We start from the raw sequence: 20,183 nt of genomic DNA on the forward strand, positions 1-20,183 counted from the left end.
GCTCGCGGTACCGGCGGCCGGTGCCCGGCAGCCGGCCGTCGGCCGGGGCGCTGCGGGCCGGTCAGCCCTGCTGCCTGCGCTTGCGGGCCGCGATCAGCCCGTACCCGGCGATCAGTACGGCGGTGAAGGCCAGGCCCACGCCCGCCGCCTGCCGCATGTCGGGCACCTCGACCGCGGTGGCGGCCACGGCGAGCACGCCGACCGCGGCCACGAGGGCGAGCACCGGTCCGCCGGGGACGCTGAAGCCGGTGAACTGCTCCGGGTGCGCGTCCCGGTGGCGGCGGAAGGCCACGTACGAGGCGAGGATCAGCAGCCAGACCAGCAGCACCGCGAACAGGGCGATGGACATCAGGATCCCGAAGACCCCGCCGACCCCGGAGAAGGCGAGCAGGGCGGCGACCGCGATGCCGAGGGTGGAGGCGCCCAGGGCGGCGGCGGGGACGCCGCGGGCGGTCAGCCGGGCCAGCGGGGCCGGGGCCAGGCCGTCGTGGCCGAGGGAGTGCAGGAGCCGGGAGGCCCCGTACAGGTGGGCGTTGGCGGCGGAGATCGCCGCGATGAGGACCACCAGGTTGGTGAGGGTGGCCGCGGCGGGCACGCCCACGTCGGAGAAGACCCGTACGAAGGGGCTGGCCTCGACGCTGCCGTCGCCCGCGGCGAGCCGCTGCCACGGGATCAGGGCCAGGACCAGGGTGATCGACAGGACGTAGAAGACGCTCAGCCGCCAGGCGAGCTGGCGCATCGCCGTGCGGATGGTGCGCTGCGGGTCGGTGGCCTCGGCGGAGGCGATGGCGACGACCTCGAAGCCGGCGTAGGCGAACATGACCACGGACATGGCGATCCAGACGGACTTGGCCCCGTGCGGCATGAACCCGCCGTCGTCGCTGAGGTGCGCGAAGCCGGTGGCCTCCGCGTCCGGCAGGCCGAAGAACACGAGGAACGCCGCGCACAGGATGAACGCGCACAGGGCGGTCACCTTGATCGTGGAGAGCCAGAACTCGGTGGTCCCGAAGGACTTCACGTTGATGGCGTTGACCGCGAGGACCACCGCCGCGACGGCGAGGATCGCCCCCGTCATGGGGACCCCGGGCCACCACCAGCGGAGGTACAGGGCGGAGGCGACCACCTCGGTGCCGATCACGACCACGGCGCTGAACCAGTACGTCCAGCGGGTGACGAACCCGGCCCAGGGGCCGAGGTAGCGGTGGGCGATGGCGCCGAAGGAGCCCTGGACGGGGTGGGCGGCCGACATCTCGCCGAGCAGGACGGCGATGACGGCGACGAGGACCGCACCGACGGCGTAGGCGAGGATCGCGGCGGGCCCGGCGGCGGATATCGCGGAGCCGGAGCCGAGGAAGAGGCCGGTGCCGAGGGCCGAGCCCAGGCCGATCATGGTGGTCTGGCGGGGGGTGAGGGAGCGGACCAGACCGCCGGAGCCCTCCCCGGGGGCGGCGGGGGCGGAGCCGGGGCCCGGGTCGGCGGCGGGGGTGGAAGCAGCGGCGGAGGCGGGCGCGGGGGCGGGTCTTTCCGGAGCAGCCATGGCGGGGACGTCCTTCTGTGCGCGCGGAGTGCGGGAGCGGGGGGAGGGGATCGGGGCGGGCGCCGTGCGGAGGGGAGCGGGGGCGGCCCCCCTCAGGGGGCCGGCCGGCTCAGAACTCGCTGGTGCGGAACGGCTTCTCGGGCGCGGTCAGGCGCGGCTTGCCCAGCACCTTCGGTGCGGACAGGGCGTAGATGCCGTGGTTGGTGAGCGCCCAGGCGATGTTGCGGTCCCATTCCACGTACACGCCGTGGGTCTGGTTCCCGTACGCGTACTCGGGGGTGTCCGGGCCGTAGGCCTTCGGGACGAAGTAGGCCTCGACCCGGGGGCGGGCCGGGTCGCTGACGTCGAAGAACTGGACGCCCGCGTTGTAGAACCCGTAGCCGAGGACTCCGGCGTCGTGCCGGCCGGGGTTGGTGTAGTAGCCGGTGCGCTTGGGGCCGAAGCTGCCGCGGCGCTGGCAGAAGTCCGCGATCCCGGCGGCGCGGGGCGGCACCGGGCGGGGCAGGGTGCCGACGATGCGGGGCTTGCGCGGGTCCTTCGCGTCGATCTGGTAGACGTCCTTGTACGGCTCGTAGCAGTCCTCGGTGAGCGGGTAGCCGGAGTAGTAGACCAGCCCGGTCTTCTCGTACTGCGAGACGTCGATGTTGTCTCCCTCGGTGCCGGCGACGGACGGCGGCAGGTCGAGGTGGCCGACGGCCTTCATGTCGGCCGGGTCCGAGACGTCGAGGACGGTGAGCCCGTACCCGCCCATCGCGGCGAAGGCGTAGCGGCCGCCCTGCTCCACGGGCCTGGGCAGGAAGAGCGGCATCCGCGCGCCCATCCAGCTGGTGCGGTTCCCGCAGCGGGGGTTGGCGCGGTAGGCGGCGTCCTCGCCGGTGCGCTGGCCGGGCAGGTGCCAGGTGTCGAGGAGCCGGGGGTGCGCGGGGTCGGACATGTCCCAGGACTGGTAGCCGGCGGAGTGGAGGTTGGTGGGGTACTCGGTGCCGGAGTAGCTGTCGTCGGGGGCGGTGGCCAGGAACATGTACTTCCCGCCGGTCCAGTACGGGACGTCCAGGGACCCGGAGCCCTGCTGGGCCGCGGCCGGGTCGGACTTCAGGGGGTCCTTCTGGGTGGAGTCGGTGGAGACGGTGGCGAGGAGCTTCCAGTCCTTCTTGCGGGGGCCGTCGAGGCGGTAGACCTTGAAGCCCTTGAGGCCGGGCTTCGCGCGGAGCTTGCGGACCCCTTCGGGGTTGTTGTACTTGTCGCGGGCCGGGTCGTCCTTCAGCTCGGAGATCTGCCGCTTGCCCTCGAAGCTCTGCACCATGACGTAGGCGTTGAGCTTCCTGTTCCACTGGATGGTGGAGGCTCCCCAGTAGTCGTGGGCGGCCCAGGAGCCGTTGGCCTTCGTCTCGTCGCCGCCGACGTCCCCGCGGCTGAGCTTCTCGACGACCCGGACCTTCTTCACGTCGGTGACGTCGTAGACGCGGCCCTCGGAGCGGTCGTACTGGAAGAGGTAGCGGCGGCCGTCGAAGTCGACCACGTTCTGCCAGGTGTGGAAGAGGTCGGGGGTGAAGTCCGGTCCCTCGTAGGCGGCTTCGACCTTCATGTTCTTGATGTAGGAGCGGGTGTCGTACTCCTTGTTGCGGCCGGGGAAGGAGTGCTCGTGCTCCTCGTCCACGGGGGTGAGGGAGGGGTGGCGGAAGCTGCCGTCGAGCTGCATCCCGTACGCGCCGGGGTCGGCGGGGCCGGGGCGGCGGTCCTGGCAGGCGTCGGGGATGTGCGGGTCGGCGGCGGTGGCGGCCGGACCCGTGGCGGCGGCGGAACCGGTGGCGCCGGTCGCGCCGGGGACGAGCAGGGTGGCCGTGGCGGCGGCCGCCACGGCCGTGGCGAGTGCGGCTCTGGTACGCAGGGATCGCATGGGGGACCTCGGGAGGGCTCGGCGGTGGGGAGGGGGGTGCTCAGGTGACGGTCGGGCGGTCCTGGAAGGCCGGGGCCCGGTGGGCGCCGGTGACCGCGACCTCGCGCAGCTCGCGGACGGCGTGCAGGACGTCCGCGTGGGTGAGGTAGAGGGCGTTGAACCCGAAGCGCAGCAGGTCGGGGGCGCGCATGTCGCCGATGACCCCGCGGGCGGTGAGGGCCGCGACCAGCGGGTACGCCTCGGGGTGGCGCAGGGCGACCTGGCTGCCGCGGCGGGCGGGGTCGCGCGGGGTGGCCATGGTGAAGCCGAGCCCGTCGAGGAGTTCGTCGGCGCACTCCTGGAAGAAGCCGGTCAGGGACAGGCTCTTGGTGCGCACGTCGGCCATGTCCACCCCGTCGAAGGCGGTCAGCGCCGCTTCGAGGGCGATCAGGGAGAGCAGCGGCGGGGTGCCGATGCGGGCGCGGGCGATGCCGGGGGCGGGGGCGTACGTGCCCGACATGGCGAAGGGCTCGGCGTGTCCGTGCCAGCCGGTGACCGGGTGGTCGAAGGCCTGCTGGTGGCGGTGGGCGAGGTACGCGAAGGCGGGGGCGCCGGGTCCGCCGGAGAGGTACTTGTACCCGCACCCGACGGCGAAGTCGGCCCCGATGGCGTCCAGTTCGACGGGCAGCGCGCCCGCGGCGTGGCACAGGTCCCAGTGCGCGAGGGCCCCGGCGGCGTGCGCGGCGGCGGTCAGGGCCGCCGTGTCGTACAGCTCTCCGGTGCGGTAGTCGACGGGTGCGTACGCGGCGACGGCGACCCGGTCCCCCTCGGCGGCCAGCACCGCGGCGGCCTCGCGGGCCGGTACCCGGCGGACCTCCAGCCCGAGCAGCCGGGCGACGGAGTCGGCGACGTACTGGTCGGTGGGGAAGTGGTCGGGGTCGGTCAGCAGCAGGGGCCGGCCGGGGCGCAGCCGGGCGGCGGCGAGCAGGGTGTTGAAGAGCTGGACGCTGGTGGAGTCCCCGGCGACGGTCTGGCCGGGGGCGGCGCCGATGAGCCGGCCGATGGCGTCGCCGGTGCGCAGCGGGGCCTCCCACCAGCCGTTGGCGTTCCAGGAGCGGATCAGGTCGGTGCCCCACTGGCGGTGTACGGCGTCCTCGACGGCGGCGGGCACGGCCGCGGGGAGGGCGCCGAGGGAGTTCCCGTCGAGGTAGACGACGCCCTTGGGGAGGGTGAAGCGCCCGCGTACGGGGGCGAGGGGGTCGGTGGAGTCGAGTGCGGCGGCGCGGTGGTTCAGCATGCGGGTACGTCCTCGGTACACGGAGGGGCGGTTCGGGTGCCGGCGGCGGGACCGGCGGGGGCGGCGCCTTCGGGTACGGCGGCCGGGCGGGCGCCCAGGTCGAGGGCGATGTCGGCGAGCAGGTCCTCCTGTCCGCCGACGAGCCGGCGGCGGCCCGCCTCGACGAGCAGGTCGCGGGTGTCGAGCCCGTGCCGGGCGGCGGTGGCCTCGGCGTGCCGCAGGAAGCTGGAGTACACCCCGGCGTAGCCGAGGGTCAGCGTCTCGCGGTCGACGCGCACGGGCCGGTCCTGGGTGGGCCGTACGAGGCTCTCGGCGGCGTCCATCAGGGGGAAGAGGGCGCAGCCGTGCTCCCGGCCCATCAGGTCGAGGACGGCGATCACGGGCTCCAGCGGGGCGTTCCCGGCGCCCGCGCCCTGTCCGGCGAGGGAGGCGTCGACGCGGTGGGCGCCCGCTTCGACGGCGGTGATGCTGTTGGCCACGCCCAGGCCGAGGTTGTGGTGGGCGTGGATGCCGATCTCGGTTTCGGGGTCGAGGAGTTCGCGGTAGGCGCGGACGCGGTCGCGGACCCCGTCCATGGTGAGCCGGCCGCCGGAGTCGGTGACGTACACGCAGTGGGCGCCGTAGGACTCCATGAGCTGTGCCTGGCGGGCGAGTTCGGCGGGTTCGGCGAGGTGGGACATCATCAGGAAGCCGGAGACGTCCATGCCGAGTTCGCGGGCGAGCCCGATGTGCTGGGCGGAGATGTCGGCCTCGGTGCAGTGGGTGGCCACGCGGACGGAGGTGACGCCGAGGGCGTGGGCGCGGCGCAGGTCGGCCGCGGTGCCGATGCCGGGCAGCAGGAGGGTGGTGAGGCGGGCGCGCTCCAGTACGCCGGCGGCGGCTTCGAGCCATTCCCAGTCGGTGTGGGCGCCGGGCCCGTAGGTGACGGAAGAGCCGGACAGGCCGTCGCCGTGGGCGACTTCGACGGCGTCCACGCCGGCCGCGTCGAGGGCGGCGGCGATGGCGCGTACCTGGTCGGTGGTGTAGCGGTGGGAGACGGCGTGCATGCCGTCGCGCAGGGTGACGTCCTGGACGTAGACGCGGGTCATCGGGCCGGGCTCCGTTCGGAGGGGCGCGCGGCGGTGCGGGCGGCGGCGCGTTCGGCGAGGCGCTCGGCCGTGCGCAGCGCGGCGGAGGTCATGATGTCGAGGTTTCCGGCATAGGCGGGCAGGTAGTGGGCCGCGCCCTCGACCTCCAGGTAGACGGAGACGAGCAGGCGGCCGCCGCCGGCGAGGCCGGTGAGGGGGTCGTCGGCGGCGAGGGTGCGGAACTGCGGCCGCTGCTTGAGCCGGTAGCCGGGTACGTACGCGGCGACCGACGCGGCCATCTCCTCGATGGACGCGGCGACCGCGGCGGTGTCGCAGTCGCCGGTGATGCAGTGCACGGTGTCGCGCATGAGCAGCGGGGGCTCGGCGGGGTTGAGCACGATGACGGCCTTGCCCAGGGCGGCGCCGCCGACCTGCTCGATGGCGCGGGCGGTGGTCTCGGTGAACTCGTCGATGTTGGCGCGGGTGCCGGGCCCGGCGGAGCGGGAGGCGATGGAGGCGACGATCTCGGCGTAGTGCACGGGGGTGACGCGGGAGACGGCGGCGACGACGGGGATGGTGGCCTGGCCGCCGCAGGTGACCATGTTGAGGTTGCGCCCGCCGGTACCAGCGGGCGCGTCGGACGCGTCCAGGCGCGCGTCCAGGTTCACGGGCGGGACCACGTACGGGCCGAGGGCGGCCGGGGTGAGGTCGACCAGCGTCTTGCCGTACGGGGCGAGGGCGGCGGCGTTGGCGCGGTGGGCGGCGGCGGAGGTGGCGTCGAAGACCACCCCGATGTCCTCGAAACCGTCCATGGCGATCAGCCCGCCCACCCCGTCGGCGCTGGTGGGGACCCCGAGGCGGCGGGCCCGGGCGAGCCCTTCGGAGTCGGGGTCGATCCCGATCAGGGCGGCGGCGGTGACCGCTCCGGACCCGCGGACCAGTTTGATCAGCAGGTCGGTGCCGATGTTCCCGGAGCCTATGACGGCGGCCTTCATCGCACGCTCTCCTTCCCGGGGGCGGTCGCGGGTTCCTCCACGGGGCCGGTGAGGCCGAAGAACCGGACGGCGTTGCCGCCGAGCACGGCCTCCCGCTCGGCCGCGCTCAGCGCGCTCTCGCGCACCAGCCGGCCGATCTGCTCCTCGCCCAGGGGGAAGGGGTGGTCGGAGCCGAGCAGCACCCGCTCGGCGCCCATGACGTCCACGAGCAGGCGCAGCGCGCCCGGGTCGAAGACGGCCGAGTCCACGGAGAAGCGGCCGGTGTACGCGGACGGGGGCTGCGGGCTGTCGGCGCGCACCAGGTCGCGGCGGTGCCAGGCGTTGTCGGCGCGCCCGAGGAGGTAGGGGAAGCTGCCGCCGCCGTGCGCGAACATCAGCCGCAGGGAGGCGGGCAGCTTCTCGAAGGCCCCGGACAGGATCAGCGAGAGGATCGTCAGGTGCGTCTCGGCGGCCATGCCGGCCAGCCAGGCGAGCATGTAGCGGGAGTGGCGGGGGCCGGAGGGCAGGTCCCAGGGGTGGACGAGGACGGCGGCGTCCTCGTCGGCGCAGTGCGCGAGGAACTCCAGCAGGGCGCCGTGGTCGAGGTCGCGGTCGCCGAGGTGGTTGCCGATGTGCACCCCGCGGAAGCCCTGGCCCATGGCCTCGGTGACCGCCTCGCAGGCGGCCGCGGTGTCCTGGAGGGGGACCTGGCAGAGCGGGGCGAGCCGGCCGGGGGCGTGCGCACTGTACTGGAGGATGCGGGAGTTGACCGTGCGGCACCAGTCGGCGGCCCGGTCGGCGGGCAGCCCGTACCCGAACATCAGGGGGGTGCTGGAGAGGACCTGTACGTCCACCCCGAGCCGGTCGAGGTCGGCGACCCGCTCGGCGGGGTCCCACAGGGTGCGGCGCACGGGCCGGTACTCGCGGTCCCCCGCCATCATCATCCCGGTGCCGGGCCCGTCGGTGGTGCGCAGCCAGGGGCCCTCGTCGGAGCCGGTGATCCGCAGGGACTCGGCGCGGGTGATCTCGGGGAAGACGTGCGCGTGGGTGTCGACGACGGTCATGCGCCCGCCCCGTCCCGGCGGGTCCGCGGGCGCAGCGCCTCGGGCCACTCGCGGCCGGGGTGCAGGGCCCCGCAGTGCCCGCAGGTGCGGGCCTGCTCGTCGGCGTAGAAGGCGCCGAAGACGGGCGGCAGGTCGTCGACGATCGAGGTGAGCTGGACCTCGCTGCGGTGGACCAGTCGGTGGCAGTCCATGCAGTACCACTCGAAGGCGTCGAGGCTGCCCTGCGGGCGGGCGAACTCCACGACGAGGCCGATGCTGCCCTCCTCGGGGCGCTGCGGGGAGTGCCGGACGTGGGGCGGCAGCAGGAACACGTCGCCCTCGCGGATGTGGACGTCCCGCGGCGGCTCGCCCTCGGCGTCCATGACGCGCAGCACCATGTCGCCCTTGAGCTGGTAGAAGAACTCCTCGATCGGGTCGTCGTGGAAGTCGGTGCGGCGGTTGGGGCCGCCGACGACGGTCACCATCAGGTCGGCGTCCTGCCAGACCTGGACGTTGCCGACGGGGGGCTTGAGGAGGTGGCGGTGCTCCTCGATCCAGGCGTGGAGGTTGAAGGGGGACATGGTCACGGGTGGAGCTCCTGCTCGTGCTGCCGGTGGTGCCGGTGGTGCGGGACGTGGGCCACGGCGCTGATCTCGATCAGCAGGTGGGGGTGCGGGAGCTGGTGGACGGCGACGGTGGTGCGCGTCGGTCCGCTCTCGTCGAAGTACTCGGCGTAGACCTCGTTGTAGCCGCCGAAGTCGTTCATGCTGACCAGGTACGCCGTCACGGACACGAGGTCGTCGAGCCCGCCGCCGACGGCTGCGAGCAGCGCGGCGATGTTCTCGATGACGGCGCGGGTCTGGACGCGGACGTCGAGGTCGGTGACGCCCATCGGGTCGGCCGCGGCCCCGGCGAAACTGCCGTCGGGGCGGCGGGAGCTGGTGCCGGAGACGTACACGAGGTCTCCGGCGCGGCGCAGGTGGGGGAAGCGGCCGCGGGGCTGCGCGGCACCGGGGACGATCATGCGGACCCCCGGGGGGCCGTGCCGGCGCCCGCGTCGGCGGCAGCCGGAGCGTCCGCGCCGGCGGCGACGGTGAACTGGACGGTGCCGAGCCCGTCGACCTCGGCGCGTACGTGCGTCCCCGGGGTCAGGGGTACGGCGGCGGTGGCGGCCCCCGCGAGGACCACGGTCCCGGCGGGCAGCTCCCCGGCGAGCCGGGCCGCGGCGGCCAGGGCCCGCAGGGGGTGGCCGAGGATGGCGGCGGTGGACCCGGACTGGGCCGGGCGGCCGTCGAGTTCGAGGAGCACGCCGAGGTTGGCGAGCCGGTCCGGGTGCCCCGGCGCGGACCAGGGGCCCACGGCGTACCGGGCGGCGGAGGTGTTGTCCGCGATGACCTCGGGCAGCGAGAAGGCGAAGCCGTCGTAGCGCGAGTCGATGACCTCCAGCGCGGGGGCCACCGCGGCGACCGCGGCCGCCGGGTCGCCGCCGGGCCGCAGCGGGGAGCCGAGCAGGAAGGCGAGCTCGGGCTCGACGCGCGGGTGGATCAGCCCGGCGAGCGCGCACCGGCCGCCGTCCGGGATCTCCATGCGGTCGGTGATCCGGCCGTGGATGAGGTCGGACACCCCCATCTGGCGCATCTTGGCGAGGCTGGTGAACCCGAGTTTGAACCCGGTGATCCGCTCCCCGCGGGCCGTCCGCCGCGCCACCAGGGCGGCTTGGACGGCGTACGCCTCCGCCGTGGTGGCCAGCCCGGTGGACCCGCCGGGGAGGGTGCGGGCGCCCAGCGCGGCCGCGTCGAGCCGCTCGGCGAGGGCGGCGGTGTCCGGGATCTCCGTACGGGTGCCCATCAGATGTCCCCTCCCTTCTCCTGCGGGTCTCTTCCGAAGGCCGCGCGGACCGAGCCGAGCCCTTCGATGCGCGCTTCGAGCACGTCGCCGGGGGCCACGGCCACCATCGGTCCGAGCGCGCCGGTCAGCAGGGTGTCCCCCGCCCGCAAGGGCTGCCCGAGGCGTACGAGCGTGTCGGCGAGCCAGAGCGCGGCGTTCAGCGGATGGCCCAGGCAGGCGGCCCCCGCGCCCGTGGAGACGGGCTCGCCGCGCCGCTCCAGGACCATGCCGGCGGTGCGCAGGTCCAGGTCGCACAGGGGTACGGGGCGGCCGCCGAGGACGTACGCGCCGCTGGAGGCGTTGTCGGCGACGGTGTCCACGGCCGTGATGTCCCAGTCGCGGATGCGGCTGCCGACGATCTCGATGGCGGGCAGCGCGAAGGCGGTGGCCCGGATCAGGTCGGCGACGGTGTGGCGCTCGTGCCCGAGGTCCCGTTCGAGGACGAGGGCGACCTCCGCCTCGGCCTTGGGCTGGAGGACCGCCCCCCAGGGCAGGTCGGCGCCGTCGGGGACCGCGGTGTCGTCGAGCAGGGCACCGAAATCGGGTGTGTCCACTCCGAGTTGGCGCTGTACGACGGTGGAGGTCAGGCCGGTCTTCCAGCCGGTGATCCGGCGGCCGCGGGCGAGGCGGCGGCGGGTGATCAGGTCCTGGACGGCGTACGCGGCGTCCAGGTCCCCGGCCGGGAGGAGGTCGCGTACGGGGGCGCAGGGGACGCCGGTCCGGTGCGCCTCCTCGATCCGGGCGGCGGCTTGCGCCACGGCTTCGGGGGCGGGGGGCGCGGCTGCGGCGGTACCGGCGGTGTCGTGGGGGCGGGGAGTCTTCACAGCTTCACGCACACGTTCATGGGCTCGGAGAAGAAGTCGAGGGAGTGGTCGCCGCCCTCGCGGCCGATCCCGGAGGCCTTGACCCCGCCGAAGGGGGTGCGCAGGTCGCGCAGGTTCCAGGTGTTGACCCAGGCGATGCCCACCTCCAGGGCGGGGGCGACGCGGTGGGCGCGGGCGAGGTCGCCGGTCCACACGGTCGCGGCCAGCCCGTAGGGCCCGGCGTTGGCGAGGGCGAGGGCCTCCTCCTCGGTGTCGAAGGGGGCCAGGTGGACGACGGGCCCGAAGATCTCCTCCCGGACGGCCGGGTGGTCCTCGGGGAGTCCGGCCAGCACGGTGGGCTCGACCCAGAAGCCTCCGTCGCGGTCGTCCCCGAAGCGCGGTACGCCGCCGCCCGCGAGGACCTGTCCGTCGGCGGCCGCGCGGTCCAGGTAGCCGAGGACCTTGTCGCGGTGGGCGGCCGAGACCATGGGCCCGTACCCGCTCAGCCCGCGGGCCTCCTCCGCGAGCCGGGCGGCGAACTCCTCGAAGACGGGGCGCTCGACGTACAGCCGCTCGGTGCAGAGGCAGACCTGCCCGCTGTGGGTGAAGGCGGAGCGGACGGTTCCGGCGACGGCCCGGTCCAGGTCGGCGTCGGCGAAGACGAGTCCGGCGTTCTTGCCGCCCAGTTCGAAGGAGACGGGAGCGAGCCGGGCGGCGGCGGCCCGCATGATCGTCGTGCCGGTGCCGGACTCGCCGGTGAAGGCGACGGCGTCCACGCCGGGGTTCTCGGTCAGCCACTGGCCGGCGGCGTTCGCGCCCGGGCCGTGGACCAGGTTGAAGGCGCCCGCGGGCAGTCCGGCCTCGGCGGTCACCTCGGCGAGCAGGCAGGCCGTGCCGGGGGTCAGCTCGGAGGGCTTGGCGACCACCGCGTTGCCCATGGCCAGGGCGGGGGCGACCTTCCAGGTCAGGAGCAGCAGGGGCAGGTTCCAGGGGGAGACGACCGCGACCACGCCGAGCGGCTTGCGCACGGTGTAGTTGAGGGCGCCGCGCCCGTCGGGGGTCTCGGTGTGCCAGGACCGCTCGCTGCGCCCGGCGAGCAGGTCGGCGTACGCACGGAAGTTGGCGACGGCGCGCGGGATGTCGACGGAGGCGGCGAGCTCGCGCGGCTTGCCGGTGTCGGCGCACTCGGCGGCGACGAACTCCTCGAAGCGGCGCTCGATGCCGTCGGCGATGCGGTGCAGCACCCGCGAGCGGTCGGCGGGGGCGTACGAGCCCCAGGGCCCGCGCAGCGCCCCCCGGGCGGCGCGCACCGCGCGGTCGACCAGTTCGGCGGGGGCGGCGGGCAGCACACCCGCGGGGCGCCCGCTGACCGGGTCGACGAGCGGGAACGGCTCGCCGGTGGCGTCGAACTCCCCTCCCACGTAGTGCCGCACGAGCCTCGCGCGGTGCTGCGCGTCGCTGCGCGCGTCCTGCTGCACAGGTGCGCTCACCTTGCAGACCTCCCTTGCCTGGCCGGGGTGTTCGGTTCTGTGGCCCCGGAGCGTGCGGACATCATGCGCCGACTCGGGTATGCCGAACCAATGCCAAAGGGGGTGGTTCCCATACCGGAACCGGTATGGGAGAGTGCGCGGACACCGGGCCGCCGCACGGCGTGGAGTCACCCGGCCCCGGGGAAGGAGCCCCAGGACATGGACCTGCTGGACGGCCGGCTGAAGTTCCGGCACCTGACGCTGCTGGTCGCCGTGGTGCAGTACGGCGGTGTGGCGCGGGCGGCGGAGAGCCTGCACCTCACCCAGCCCGCGGCCACCCGCACCCTGCGCGAGCTGGAGGCCCTGGCCGACCTGCCGCTGTTCGTGCGCGAACCGCGCGGGATGCGGCCCACGGTCTACGGCGAGGCGCTGGCCGGTCACGCGCGGGCGGTGATCACCGAGGTCCGCCGGGCCGGGGAGCACCTGGAGGGGCTGCGGCAGGGCCACGAGGGCACGGTGACGGTCGGCACCCTGCTGGCCGGCGCGAACGTGCTGATCCCGCGCGCGATCGCCCGCCTGAAGCGGGAGCGCCCGCGGCTGACGGTGGTGGTCCGCGAGGGCACCCCCGACGTGCTCCACCCGGCCCTGCTCGGCGGGGAGCTGGACGTGATCGTGGGCCGCGTGGGCCCGGCGCCGGCGGACGGCGAGCGGCTGCACCAGCGGCTGCTGTACCGGGAGGGCATCATGCTGGCGGTCCGTACGGGGCACCCGCTGCTGGATGCGGCCGCGGAGCCGCCCACCCTGGCGGCCGCGCTCACCCACCCGTGGATCCTGCCCGTGGAGCAGACCGCGCTGCGCCGGGAGCTGGCCGCGCTGTTCGTGGAACGCGGCCTGGACCTGCCCGCGGACCGCGTCGAGTGCACGTCCATCCTGACCATGCGGGCCCTGCTGCTCCAGACCGACATGGTGGCGCTGCTGCCCGAGCTGGTGCTGCGCGAGGACGAGCGCCTGGCGGCCCTGCCGGTGGACCTCCCGTCGGTGGGCCGCACCGTCGGCACCACGGAGGCCGCCCACCGCACCCGCACCCCCGCCCTGAAGGCGCTGCTGCACCACCTGGACGAGGAGGCGGCCCTGCTGCGCGGCACCCTGGGCGGGGGCGCGGACCCCCTTCGCTAACGTGCACCCGTGACCGATCCCGACACCGACACCGCGGCCGGCGCCTGGCCGGAACCCCCGCTCGCCGGCACCGAGGCCGCCGCCGTCCTCGGCGCCCTCGAACGCCAGCGGGCCACCCTGGCCTGGAAGTGCTCCGGCCTGGACGCCGCCGGGCTCCGGGCCACGGTGGGCGCGTCCGCCCTCACGCTGGGCGGGCTGCTGAAGCACCTGGCGCACGTGGAGGACGGCTACTTCGCCCGGCTGTGGCTCGGCGTCCCCGTCGGCGCTCCCTGGGACTCCGTCGACTGGGACCGCACCCCCGACGGGGACTACCGGTCGGCCGCCGGGGACACCCCGGAGCAACTCCGCGCGCTGTGGCGGGAGTCGGTGGACCGCTCCCGCGCCGTCGTCGCGGAGGCGCTCCGTACGGGCGGGCTGGAGCAGCTCGGCGCGTACACCACCCGCAGCGGCGAGCGCCCCAACCTCCGCCGCATCCTCCTCGACCTGGTCGAGGAGTACGCCCGGCACGCCGGCCACGCCGACCTGATCCGCGAGTCCGTCGACGGCCTCACGGGCGAGGACCCGCCGGGGGCCGGTTCAGGATCGGGATCAGGACCGGGCTGACCCGCCGGGGCCGGTCAGCCGAGGCGGGTGAGGCGGGTCCCGAAGGAGGGTTCGGCCAGGTCCCTGCCGAGGACGACGGGTACGGTGCGCGCCCCGGCCCCCTCCCCCACGGTGAGCACCCCGACCTGCGTACCGGCCGCGGCCGCGTGCGGCACACCGCCGCCTGCCGTGCCGTCCGGCCCCGCGGTGCCCAGGCTCAGGCGCAGCCGCTGGCCCGGCGTACCGACGAGCTTCAGGTCCTTCCCCGCGACCAGCGGGGTGCGGCCGCCGAGGCCGTCGTCCACGTGGCCCACGGTCTGCCCCTTGCGGAGCACCTGCGCCGGGGCCAGCGCCCCGCGGACCGCTTCGACGACCTTCCTGCTGTTGGCCAGCACCAGTTCCAGACTGCGGGTGGCGTTCGGGTCGGGCCCGTCCGCCCGCTGGTCCATGAGGGTGCCCAGGATCAGCGGGGTCTCGTCCCCGACCGACTTGTAGCCGGCCCAGACCAGGGCCCCGCCGGCCGGGGTGCTCGAACCGGTCTTGATACCGCGAATGCTCAACTCCCTCGCGCTCAGCAGGGAGTTGTTGTTGACGAGCCGCTCGGAGAGGTTCTCGATCTCGGCGTCGGGCAGGCTCACGACGGACCGGAAGACCTCGTTCTTCATCACCGCCTCGGCCAGCTTGAGCTGGTCGGCGGCCGTGCTGACGGTGCCCTTGTCCAGGCCGCTGGGGTCGGTGTAGACGGTGTCGGCCATGCCGAGCTGCTTGGCGGCGGCGTTCATCCGCTGCACGAAGACCTCTTCGGTATCGCTTCCCGTGTCCCAACGGGCCAGCAGGCGGGCGACGTTGTTCCCCGAGGGGATCATCAGCATCTTGAGCATGTCGAGCTGGCTGAACGTATCGCCCGCGCGCAGCCCCGTGATCCGGGACTCGTCCTTGGAGTCGCCCTGGGCGACGGTCTTCGCGTCGACCTCGATGCCGGGGCCGTCCTGCCCCTTGCGCAGGGGGTGGTCCTTGAGCACCACGTACGCCGTCATGATCTTCGCGACGCTGGCCGTGGGCACCGGCTTCTGCTCCCCGAAGGTCCCGATGGTCCCGGACCCGGCGATCCGTACCGCACCCTGCCCCTTTGCGGGCCACGGGATCTCGAACTGCCCCGGCACGGTGTGCACTTGCGCGTCCGCCACCAACCGCACCTCGGGCAGCGGCCGCAGCATCTGCGCCCCGGTGAAGGCACCGGCGAGCAGCAGTAGTACGGGCGTCCACACCTTGACCCGCCGCACCGCGGTCCGGCGCGGGGTCTCGGCCGGGGGCGGGGTGTTGGTCAGCTGCGCGAGCAGGTCGAGGGCCGCGGGGGCGGGGGCCTGTGCCCCGGCCGGCGCGGGTACGGGCACGGCTGCGGGCACGGGTACCGCGGGCGCCGCAAACGCCCTGGTGGGAGCGTCGAGGTCGCGGAGCGGCACGAGCGTACTGGTCCGCTCCGACTCACTCTCGGCGCCACCCCGCGCCCACGAGGGCCGCCGTCCGGGCACCTCGGACTCGGGGGCCTCGGGCTCGGGCGCCTCGGACTCGGGGGCCTTCGGCTCGGGCGCCTCGGACTCGGGCGCCTCGGACTCGGGGGCCTTCGGCTCGGGGGCCTTGGGCTCGGGCGTCTCGGACTCGGGGGCCTTGGGCTCGGGGGCCGGCTCAGCCTCGGGCGTCTCGGACTCGGGGGCGGGCTCAGCCTCCGGCTCGGTCTCCGGCTCGGGGCCAACCTCCGGCTCCGGCTGCGGCTCCGGATCGGGGTCAGCCTCCGGCTCCGGCTCCGGCTCGGGGTCAGCCTCCGGCTCCGGCTCCGGCTCGGGGTCAGCCTCCGGCTCCGGCTCCGGCTCGGGCTCGGGCTCACCGGCCGCCACGCCCTTCCCCTCCGGCGCTTCCTCAGGCTGCGGCTGCCTCTCCACGGGCACCCGCGGATCCTTCGGCGCACCCGCACCCGCACCCGCACCCGCATCGGAAGCCGTACCCGTACCCGTGCCCGCATCCGCATCCGAGCCCGCCGCCGGCCCCGGCGCCCGCTCCGGCAGCCCTGAAGTCTTGTTCGTCGTCGCAGTCATCCCAGCCCAGCCTTGCTCACGGATACGTCCACCAGGGCCGGAAAGACCCTCCGCCCTCCAAGATGCGCGGAGGCCCGGAACTGTTCCGCCGAACCGATGTTGTGACAGTCCGGTCATCTTTCTGCACGTCACAGCCATGGTCCGCAGCGACCGAACCCTCCCCCGCACTCGCGACACACCCCACCAACATGCCCGAGAAAGTCCGCTTTGGCCTAATCTGAACCCGCCTCTGAAGTCACCACGAGCACCCCCACCCCGTCAAGGCATGTCCCGCCTTGAGTCGCTTCGGTCGCTTCGGTCGCTGCCCCGGCCCGGTATTTCGTTTGCTGCCGACCCGGCCGCCCGGATAGGAAACGTGCATGCTCCGAGGCAATGCAGTCGGGCTCCGCGCCCGATACGAGGAAGACGTACCGGCCCTGCGCACCCAGCTCTACGACGACGTGGTCAACAGCTCGCGCGCCGAGGCCGCGCCCTGGCGGCCGTCCTCCCCCGCCGACGATTCGCGCTTCATGCCGGACGCATCGGACCAGGACAACGTCCGGTTCTCCGTCGTGGAACTGGACGGCGGCTCGCTGATCGGCACCGCCACCTTCTGGGGCATCGACACCCACAGCCGGTCCGCGCACCTCGGCCTCGGCCTGTTCCCCGCCGCCCGCGGCAAGGGCTACGGCACGGACGTGGTCGGGGTCCTGTGCCACTACGGCTTCGTCGTCCGCAGCCTGCACCGCCTCCAGATCGAGACCCTCGCGGACAACACCGCCATGCTGCGCTCCGCCGAGCGCAACGGCTTCGTCCGCGAGGGCGTCCTGCGCTCCTCGGCCTGGGTGATGGGCGAGTTCCTGGACGAGGTCTACCTCGGCCTGCTCTCGTCGGAGTGGAAGCGGCAGCCCAGGCCGTGAGCGGCCCGGCCCCCTCAGAGGCGGCCGACGGTGGCGAACACGGCGAGCGGCCTGCTGCCGTCGGGGTGCGCCCAGGGAGCACTGACCCGCCCCAGCTCACCAGCGTCCTCCCTGCTCTCCCCCGCGCCCGCCCCGAGCACCCGCCGGACCCGGATCGCCACCCCGGCCGGGCCCGCGGTCAAGACGGTGCCCTCCGCGTCGTCCGCCGCCGTGAGCGCCCCGATCCGGGGGCCGTCGTACGCGGCTACGGACACGCCCTCGGCCGGCCGGTCGCTCTCGTTCTGGTCCTGCGCCTGCACCCGCCCCTCCAGGAGGGCCGCCAACTGGGCTGTCATGACGGGGTCGTGACAGCCGTCGTACGCCCACCGCTTCCCGAGCACCCCGTGCTCCATGGTGCCGACGAGCGCGTCCTCGGCCCCGGCGAGCGGGGCCCCGCGGTAGGTGAGCGGTACGAGGTAGGCGGTCGCCCCGCCTGCCGCGGCCCCGTCGCTGACCACCATGAACTCGATCCCGACCTCACCCGCGGGATCGTCGAGCCGGAAACCCCCGGCCTTCTCCAGCCGCAGCCCGGCACCGCCGCCTGCTTCACCCCGGTACCACTCCCGCGTCGGAAGCCAGGCGGCGAGCAGCTCCAGCTTGCCCGGCTTGAGCTCGGTGTGGTGGATGACGGCCATGAGAGGTCCTCCCGACGGATACCGGCAACAACGACGACAACGGCGAACCCCGCCACCCTCCCACGACACAGCCGCCGCACTCTCCGCAGCCGCCTCACAACGGAGTTCCCTACGGGCGGCGGAGCCTGACGGTCAGGAAGGTGGGCTGCTGGTGGGTCTTGGCGTGGCGGCGCTCGTCGACCGAGCGGGCCTCCTCCGTGGCGCGGGGTTCCAGGAGGCGTTCCAGGACGAAGCCCGCGCCGAGGAGTTCGCCGAGGAAGGTCTCCAGGCTCATGCGCCAGTAGCGCAGCTCGTGGCCGCCGAAGGGCAGGACGGCCCGCTCCTCGGAGAAGTACGAGCCGCCGTGGTACGTCCAGTCGGCGGTGGGGTGGGTGGTGGAGACGAGCAGGGTGCCGCCGGGGCGCAGGACGCGGCGGATCTCGGACAGCAGCCGGTCGCGGGCGGTGACGTGGTGGTAGACCAGGGCCATCGTCACCATGTCGAACGACCCGTCGGCCAGGAAGGCCAGGGGTTCCTCCAGGTCGTGGAGGTGCAGTTCGGCGGTGTCCCCGAGGCGTTGCCGGGCGGCCCGCAGGACGCTCTCGCTGCCGTCCGCGCCGACGAGCCGCGCCGCCCCGCGCCGGAGCAGTTCGGCGCCGAGGTGGCCCGCGCCGCAGCCGAGGTCGAGGATGTGCAGCCCGCTGACGTCGCCGGCCAGGCGCAGTATGGCGGGGCGGTCGGTGTGGGCGTTGTAGGCGCTGTCGGTGGCCTGGGCGGCGAACTGCTCACCCATGTCGCCGTGGTACGCGGTGTCGGCTCTCATCCCCGCATCCTCGCAGCCGCCCGCCCCGGGCCCGCCCGCCGGTTCCGGCGTGCCGGGCCCGCCCGTTCGGCGCGCGGTCAGGGCGTGCGGGTGGCGTCGTACCAGGTGAGGTAGCCGCCGTCGAGGTTGCTCGCGCGGTGGCCGTGCTGGGTGAGGAGGCGCGCCGCGGTGTGGCCGCGGAGTCCGACCTGGCAGTGGACGACGACCTGCCGGCCGGCGGGGAGTTCGGTGTGCCGGGTGCGGAGTTCGTCGAGGGGGATGTGGCGGGCGCCGGGGATGGCTCCGGCTTCGTGCTCGGCGGCGGTGCGCACGTCCAGCAGGACGGCCCCGGCCTGCGCCGCGGCGGGCAGTTCGTGCCACTGGAGGGTGTGCACGGTGTCGGTGGCGAGGTTGTCGGCGATGTAGCCGGCCATGTTGACGGGGTCCTTGGCGGATCCGTAGGGGGGTGCGTAGGCGAGTTCGAGGTCGGCGAGTTCGGGCGCGGTGAGGCCGGCGGTGATGGCGGTGGCGAGGACGTCGATGCGCTTGTCGACTCCGTGGGTGCCGACGGCCTGGGCGCCGAGGACGGCCTCGGTGGCGGGGTCGACGAGGAGTTTGAGGGCGAGGCGGGCGGCGCCGGGGTAGTAGCCGGCGTGGTGGGCGGGGTGGAGGTGGATGACCCGGTGGGGGCGGCCGGCGGCCCGCAGGCGCTTCTCGTTCCATCCGGTGGTGGCGGCGGTGAGGCCGAAGACCTGCACGACGGCGGTTCCGACGGCCGGACGGGAGCGGACGGGGCGGCCGGCGATGGAGTCGGCGACGAGGCGGCCGTGCCGGTTGGCGAGGTTGGCCAGCGGGACCAGGGCGGGTTCGCCAGTGAGGTGGTCGGTCTTCTCGGCGGCGTCGCCCACGGCGTGGATGCGGGGGTCGCTGGTGCGCTGGCGCTCGTCGACGGCGATGCCGCCGCGGGGGCCGAGGGTGAGGCCGGCCGCGCGGGCGAGCCGCGTTTCGGGGCGGACCCCGATCGCGAAGACGACGAGGTCGGCGGGGGCGGTGGTGCCGTCGGCGAGTTCGACGGTGTCGGGAAGGATCTTCGCGGCCCGGGCGCCGAGGCGGACGTCGACGCCGTGGGCGGTGAGTTCGTCGGCGAGGGGGCGGGCCATCTCGGGGTCGAGGGGGGCCAGGACCTGGTCGCCGAGTTCGACGAGGGTGACGGCGAGTCCGCGGTGGCGGAGGTTCTCCGCGAGCTCGACGCCGATGAAGCCGCCGCCGATCACGACGGCGGTCCGCGCACCGGCGTCCAGGGCCGCCTGGACGGTGTCGGCGTCGGTGACGTCGCGCAGGGTCAGGCCGCGCTCGGCACCGGGCAGCGGCGGGACGACCGGGTGGGCGCCGGGGCTGAGGACCAGGTGGTCGTAGTGCTCGGTGGTCTCGGTGCCGGTCTCCAGGTCGCGGACGGTGACCGTGCGGGCGGCGGGGTCGACGGCCAGGGCCTCGTGGCGGGTGCGGACGTCGATGCGGAAGCGGTCGTGCAGCGAGCGGGGGGTCTGCAGGAGGAGGTCCGCGCGGTCGGGGATGATCCCGCCGAGGTGGTAGGGCAGGCCGCAGTTGGCGTAGGAGACGTGGTGTCCGCGCTCCAGGACGACGATCTCGGCGTGCTCGTCCAGGCGGCGCAGGCGGGTCGCCGCGGACATGCCTCCGGCGACCCCTCCGATGATGATGACCTTCACAGCAGTGCTCCTCATGTTCGGTGATACCCCCCAGGGTATTTTTCCGGGCAGGCGGCGGTCAGGGCCGAACGGCCCCCGTCCGGTCCGGAACAGCGGGCTCCGGCGGCGACCCGCCGGGCGGGCAGGAGGTGCCCGCACTCGCCGAAAATACCCCCGGGGGTACCCGTGCTAGCCTCGAATATACCCCCGGGGGTACATGCCGGTCGACAGGAGCACCCACGGGCGCTCCACGGAGGCCGTCACCACGGGCGCCACCGCCGCACGGGCCACAGGAAGCCCCACCGCCCCGCATCCGGGC

18 protein-coding genes are annotated in these 20,183 nt (G+C 74.5%); 3 read left to right on the top strand and 15 right to left on the bottom strand.

What is annotated here, in order from left to right:
• Nucleotides 1-61 precede the first annotated feature (61 nt).
• The 11 genes from ACZ7JZ_RS33055 to ACZ7JZ_RS33105 form a co-directional block, all read right to left on the bottom strand.
• Nucleotides 62-1,537: an amino acid permease gene (locus ACZ7JZ_RS33055; protein WP_470946060.1), complete on the bottom strand. Its 1,476-nt coding sequence runs from the start codon at nt 1,535-1,537 to the stop codon at nt 62-64.
• 109 nt (nt 1,538-1,646) lie between these two features.
• Nucleotides 1,647-3,434, bottom strand: coding sequence for an LVIVD repeat-containing protein (locus tag ACZ7JZ_RS33060; RefSeq protein WP_470946062.1), 1,788 nt, complete (start codon nt 3,432-3,434; stop codon nt 1,647-1,649).
• Nucleotides 3,435-3,474: 40 nt separating this feature from the next.
• Nucleotides 3,475-4,710 carry a kynureninase gene (gene kynU / locus ACZ7JZ_RS33065; RefSeq protein WP_470946064.1) on the bottom strand — a complete coding sequence of 412 codons (1,236 nt, stop codon included), beginning with the start codon at nt 4,708-4,710 and terminating at the stop codon, nt 3,475-3,477.
• Complete coding sequence (gene dmpG, locus ACZ7JZ_RS33070; protein WP_470946065.1) at nt 4,704-5,798, bottom strand: 4-hydroxy-2-oxovalerate aldolase; 1,095 nt, start codon at nt 5,796-5,798, stop codon at nt 4,704-4,706. The genes kynU and dmpG overlap by 7 nt, the downstream gene beginning before the upstream one ends.
• Nucleotides 5,795-6,772: an acetaldehyde dehydrogenase (acetylating) gene (locus ACZ7JZ_RS33075; protein ID WP_470946066.1), complete on the bottom strand. Its 978-nt coding sequence runs from the start codon at nt 6,770-6,772 to the stop codon at nt 5,795-5,797. The genes dmpG and ACZ7JZ_RS33075 overlap by 4 nt, the downstream gene beginning before the upstream one ends.
• Nucleotides 6,769-7,815 (bottom strand): amidohydrolase family protein, encoded by a 1,047-nt coding sequence (locus ACZ7JZ_RS33080; RefSeq protein ID WP_470946068.1) that lies wholly within the window; start codon nt 7,813-7,815, stop codon nt 6,769-6,771. The genes ACZ7JZ_RS33075 and ACZ7JZ_RS33080 overlap by 4 nt, the downstream gene beginning before the upstream one ends.
• On the bottom strand, nt 7,812-8,381 hold the full coding sequence (locus ACZ7JZ_RS33085; RefSeq protein WP_470946070.1) for a 3-hydroxyanthranilate 3,4-dioxygenase: 570 nt from the start codon (nt 8,379-8,381) through the stop codon (nt 7,812-7,814). Before ACZ7JZ_RS33085 ends, ACZ7JZ_RS33080 begins: the two co-directional genes overlap by 4 nt.
• Nucleotides 8,378-8,818, bottom strand: a complete 441-nt coding sequence (locus ACZ7JZ_RS33090; RefSeq protein WP_470946072.1) for a RidA family protein — start codon at nt 8,816-8,818, stop codon at nt 8,378-8,380. The genes ACZ7JZ_RS33085 and ACZ7JZ_RS33090 overlap by 4 nt, the downstream gene beginning before the upstream one ends.
• Nucleotides 8,815-9,642 (bottom strand): 2-keto-4-pentenoate hydratase, encoded by an 828-nt coding sequence (locus tag ACZ7JZ_RS33095; protein WP_470946074.1) that lies wholly within the window; start codon nt 9,640-9,642, stop codon nt 8,815-8,817. Before ACZ7JZ_RS33095 ends, ACZ7JZ_RS33090 begins: the two co-directional genes overlap by 4 nt.
• Entirely contained in the window at nt 9,642-10,439 is a 798-nt protein-coding gene (locus ACZ7JZ_RS33100; RefSeq protein ID WP_470946120.1) for a 2-keto-4-pentenoate hydratase, read from the bottom strand. Before ACZ7JZ_RS33100 ends, ACZ7JZ_RS33095 begins: the two co-directional genes overlap by 1 nt.
• A 62-nt stretch (nt 10,440-10,501) precedes the next feature.
• Nucleotides 10,502-11,974: a 2-hydroxymuconic semialdehyde dehydrogenase gene (locus ACZ7JZ_RS33105; protein WP_470946077.1), complete on the bottom strand. Its 1,473-nt coding sequence runs from the start codon at nt 11,972-11,974 to the stop codon at nt 10,502-10,504.
• A 198-nt stretch (nt 11,975-12,172) separates the two neighbouring features.
• Here ACZ7JZ_RS33105 and ACZ7JZ_RS33110 point away from each other — a divergent pair, with 198 nt between their 5' ends.
• Both ACZ7JZ_RS33110 and ACZ7JZ_RS33115 read left to right on the top strand, forming a co-directional pair.
• Nucleotides 12,173-13,129 (top strand): LysR substrate-binding domain-containing protein, encoded by a 957-nt coding sequence (locus ACZ7JZ_RS33110; RefSeq protein ID WP_470946079.1) that lies wholly within the window; start codon nt 12,173-12,175, stop codon nt 13,127-13,129.
• 9 nt (nt 13,130-13,138) lie between these two features.
• A complete protein-coding gene (locus tag ACZ7JZ_RS33115; protein ID WP_470946082.1) occupies nt 13,139-13,732 on the top strand; it encodes a DinB family protein in 594 nt (197 codons plus the stop codon).
• Nucleotides 13,733-13,746: 14 nt separating this feature from the next.
• On the opposite strand, the gene ACZ7JZ_RS33120 is transcribed toward ACZ7JZ_RS33115, so the two are convergent.
• Nucleotides 13,747-15,657: a D-alanyl-D-alanine carboxypeptidase family protein gene (locus ACZ7JZ_RS33120; RefSeq protein WP_470946083.1), complete on the bottom strand. Its 1,911-nt coding sequence runs from the start codon at nt 15,655-15,657 to the stop codon at nt 13,747-13,749.
• A gap of 506 nt (nt 15,658-16,163) precedes the next feature.
• Between ACZ7JZ_RS33120 and ACZ7JZ_RS33125 the strand changes: the two genes are divergently transcribed.
• Complete coding sequence (locus ACZ7JZ_RS33125; protein WP_470946086.1) at nt 16,164-16,703, top strand: GNAT family N-acetyltransferase; 540 nt, start codon at nt 16,164-16,166, stop codon at nt 16,701-16,703.
• A 14-nt stretch (nt 16,704-16,717) separates the two neighbouring features.
• Here ACZ7JZ_RS33125 and ACZ7JZ_RS33130 read toward each other — a convergent pair whose 3' ends face one another.
• The 3 genes from ACZ7JZ_RS33130 to ACZ7JZ_RS33140 form a co-directional block, all read right to left on the bottom strand.
• A complete protein-coding gene (locus ACZ7JZ_RS33130; protein WP_470946088.1) occupies nt 16,718-17,377 on the bottom strand; it encodes a maltokinase N-terminal cap-like domain-containing protein in 660 nt (219 codons plus the stop codon).
• Nucleotides 17,378-17,486: 109 nt separating this feature from the next.
• Nucleotides 17,487-18,179: a class I SAM-dependent methyltransferase gene (locus ACZ7JZ_RS33135; RefSeq protein ID WP_470946091.1), complete on the bottom strand. Its 693-nt coding sequence runs from the start codon at nt 18,177-18,179 to the stop codon at nt 17,487-17,489.
• Between the two features lie 77 nt (nt 18,180-18,256).
• Complete coding sequence (locus ACZ7JZ_RS33140; RefSeq protein WP_470946093.1) at nt 18,257-19,885, bottom strand: FAD-dependent oxidoreductase; 1,629 nt, start codon at nt 19,883-19,885, stop codon at nt 18,257-18,259.
• Nucleotides 19,886-20,183: the final 298 nt, after the last annotated feature.

This window comes from Streptomyces sp. NPDC038213 (genome assembly GCF_055600495.1).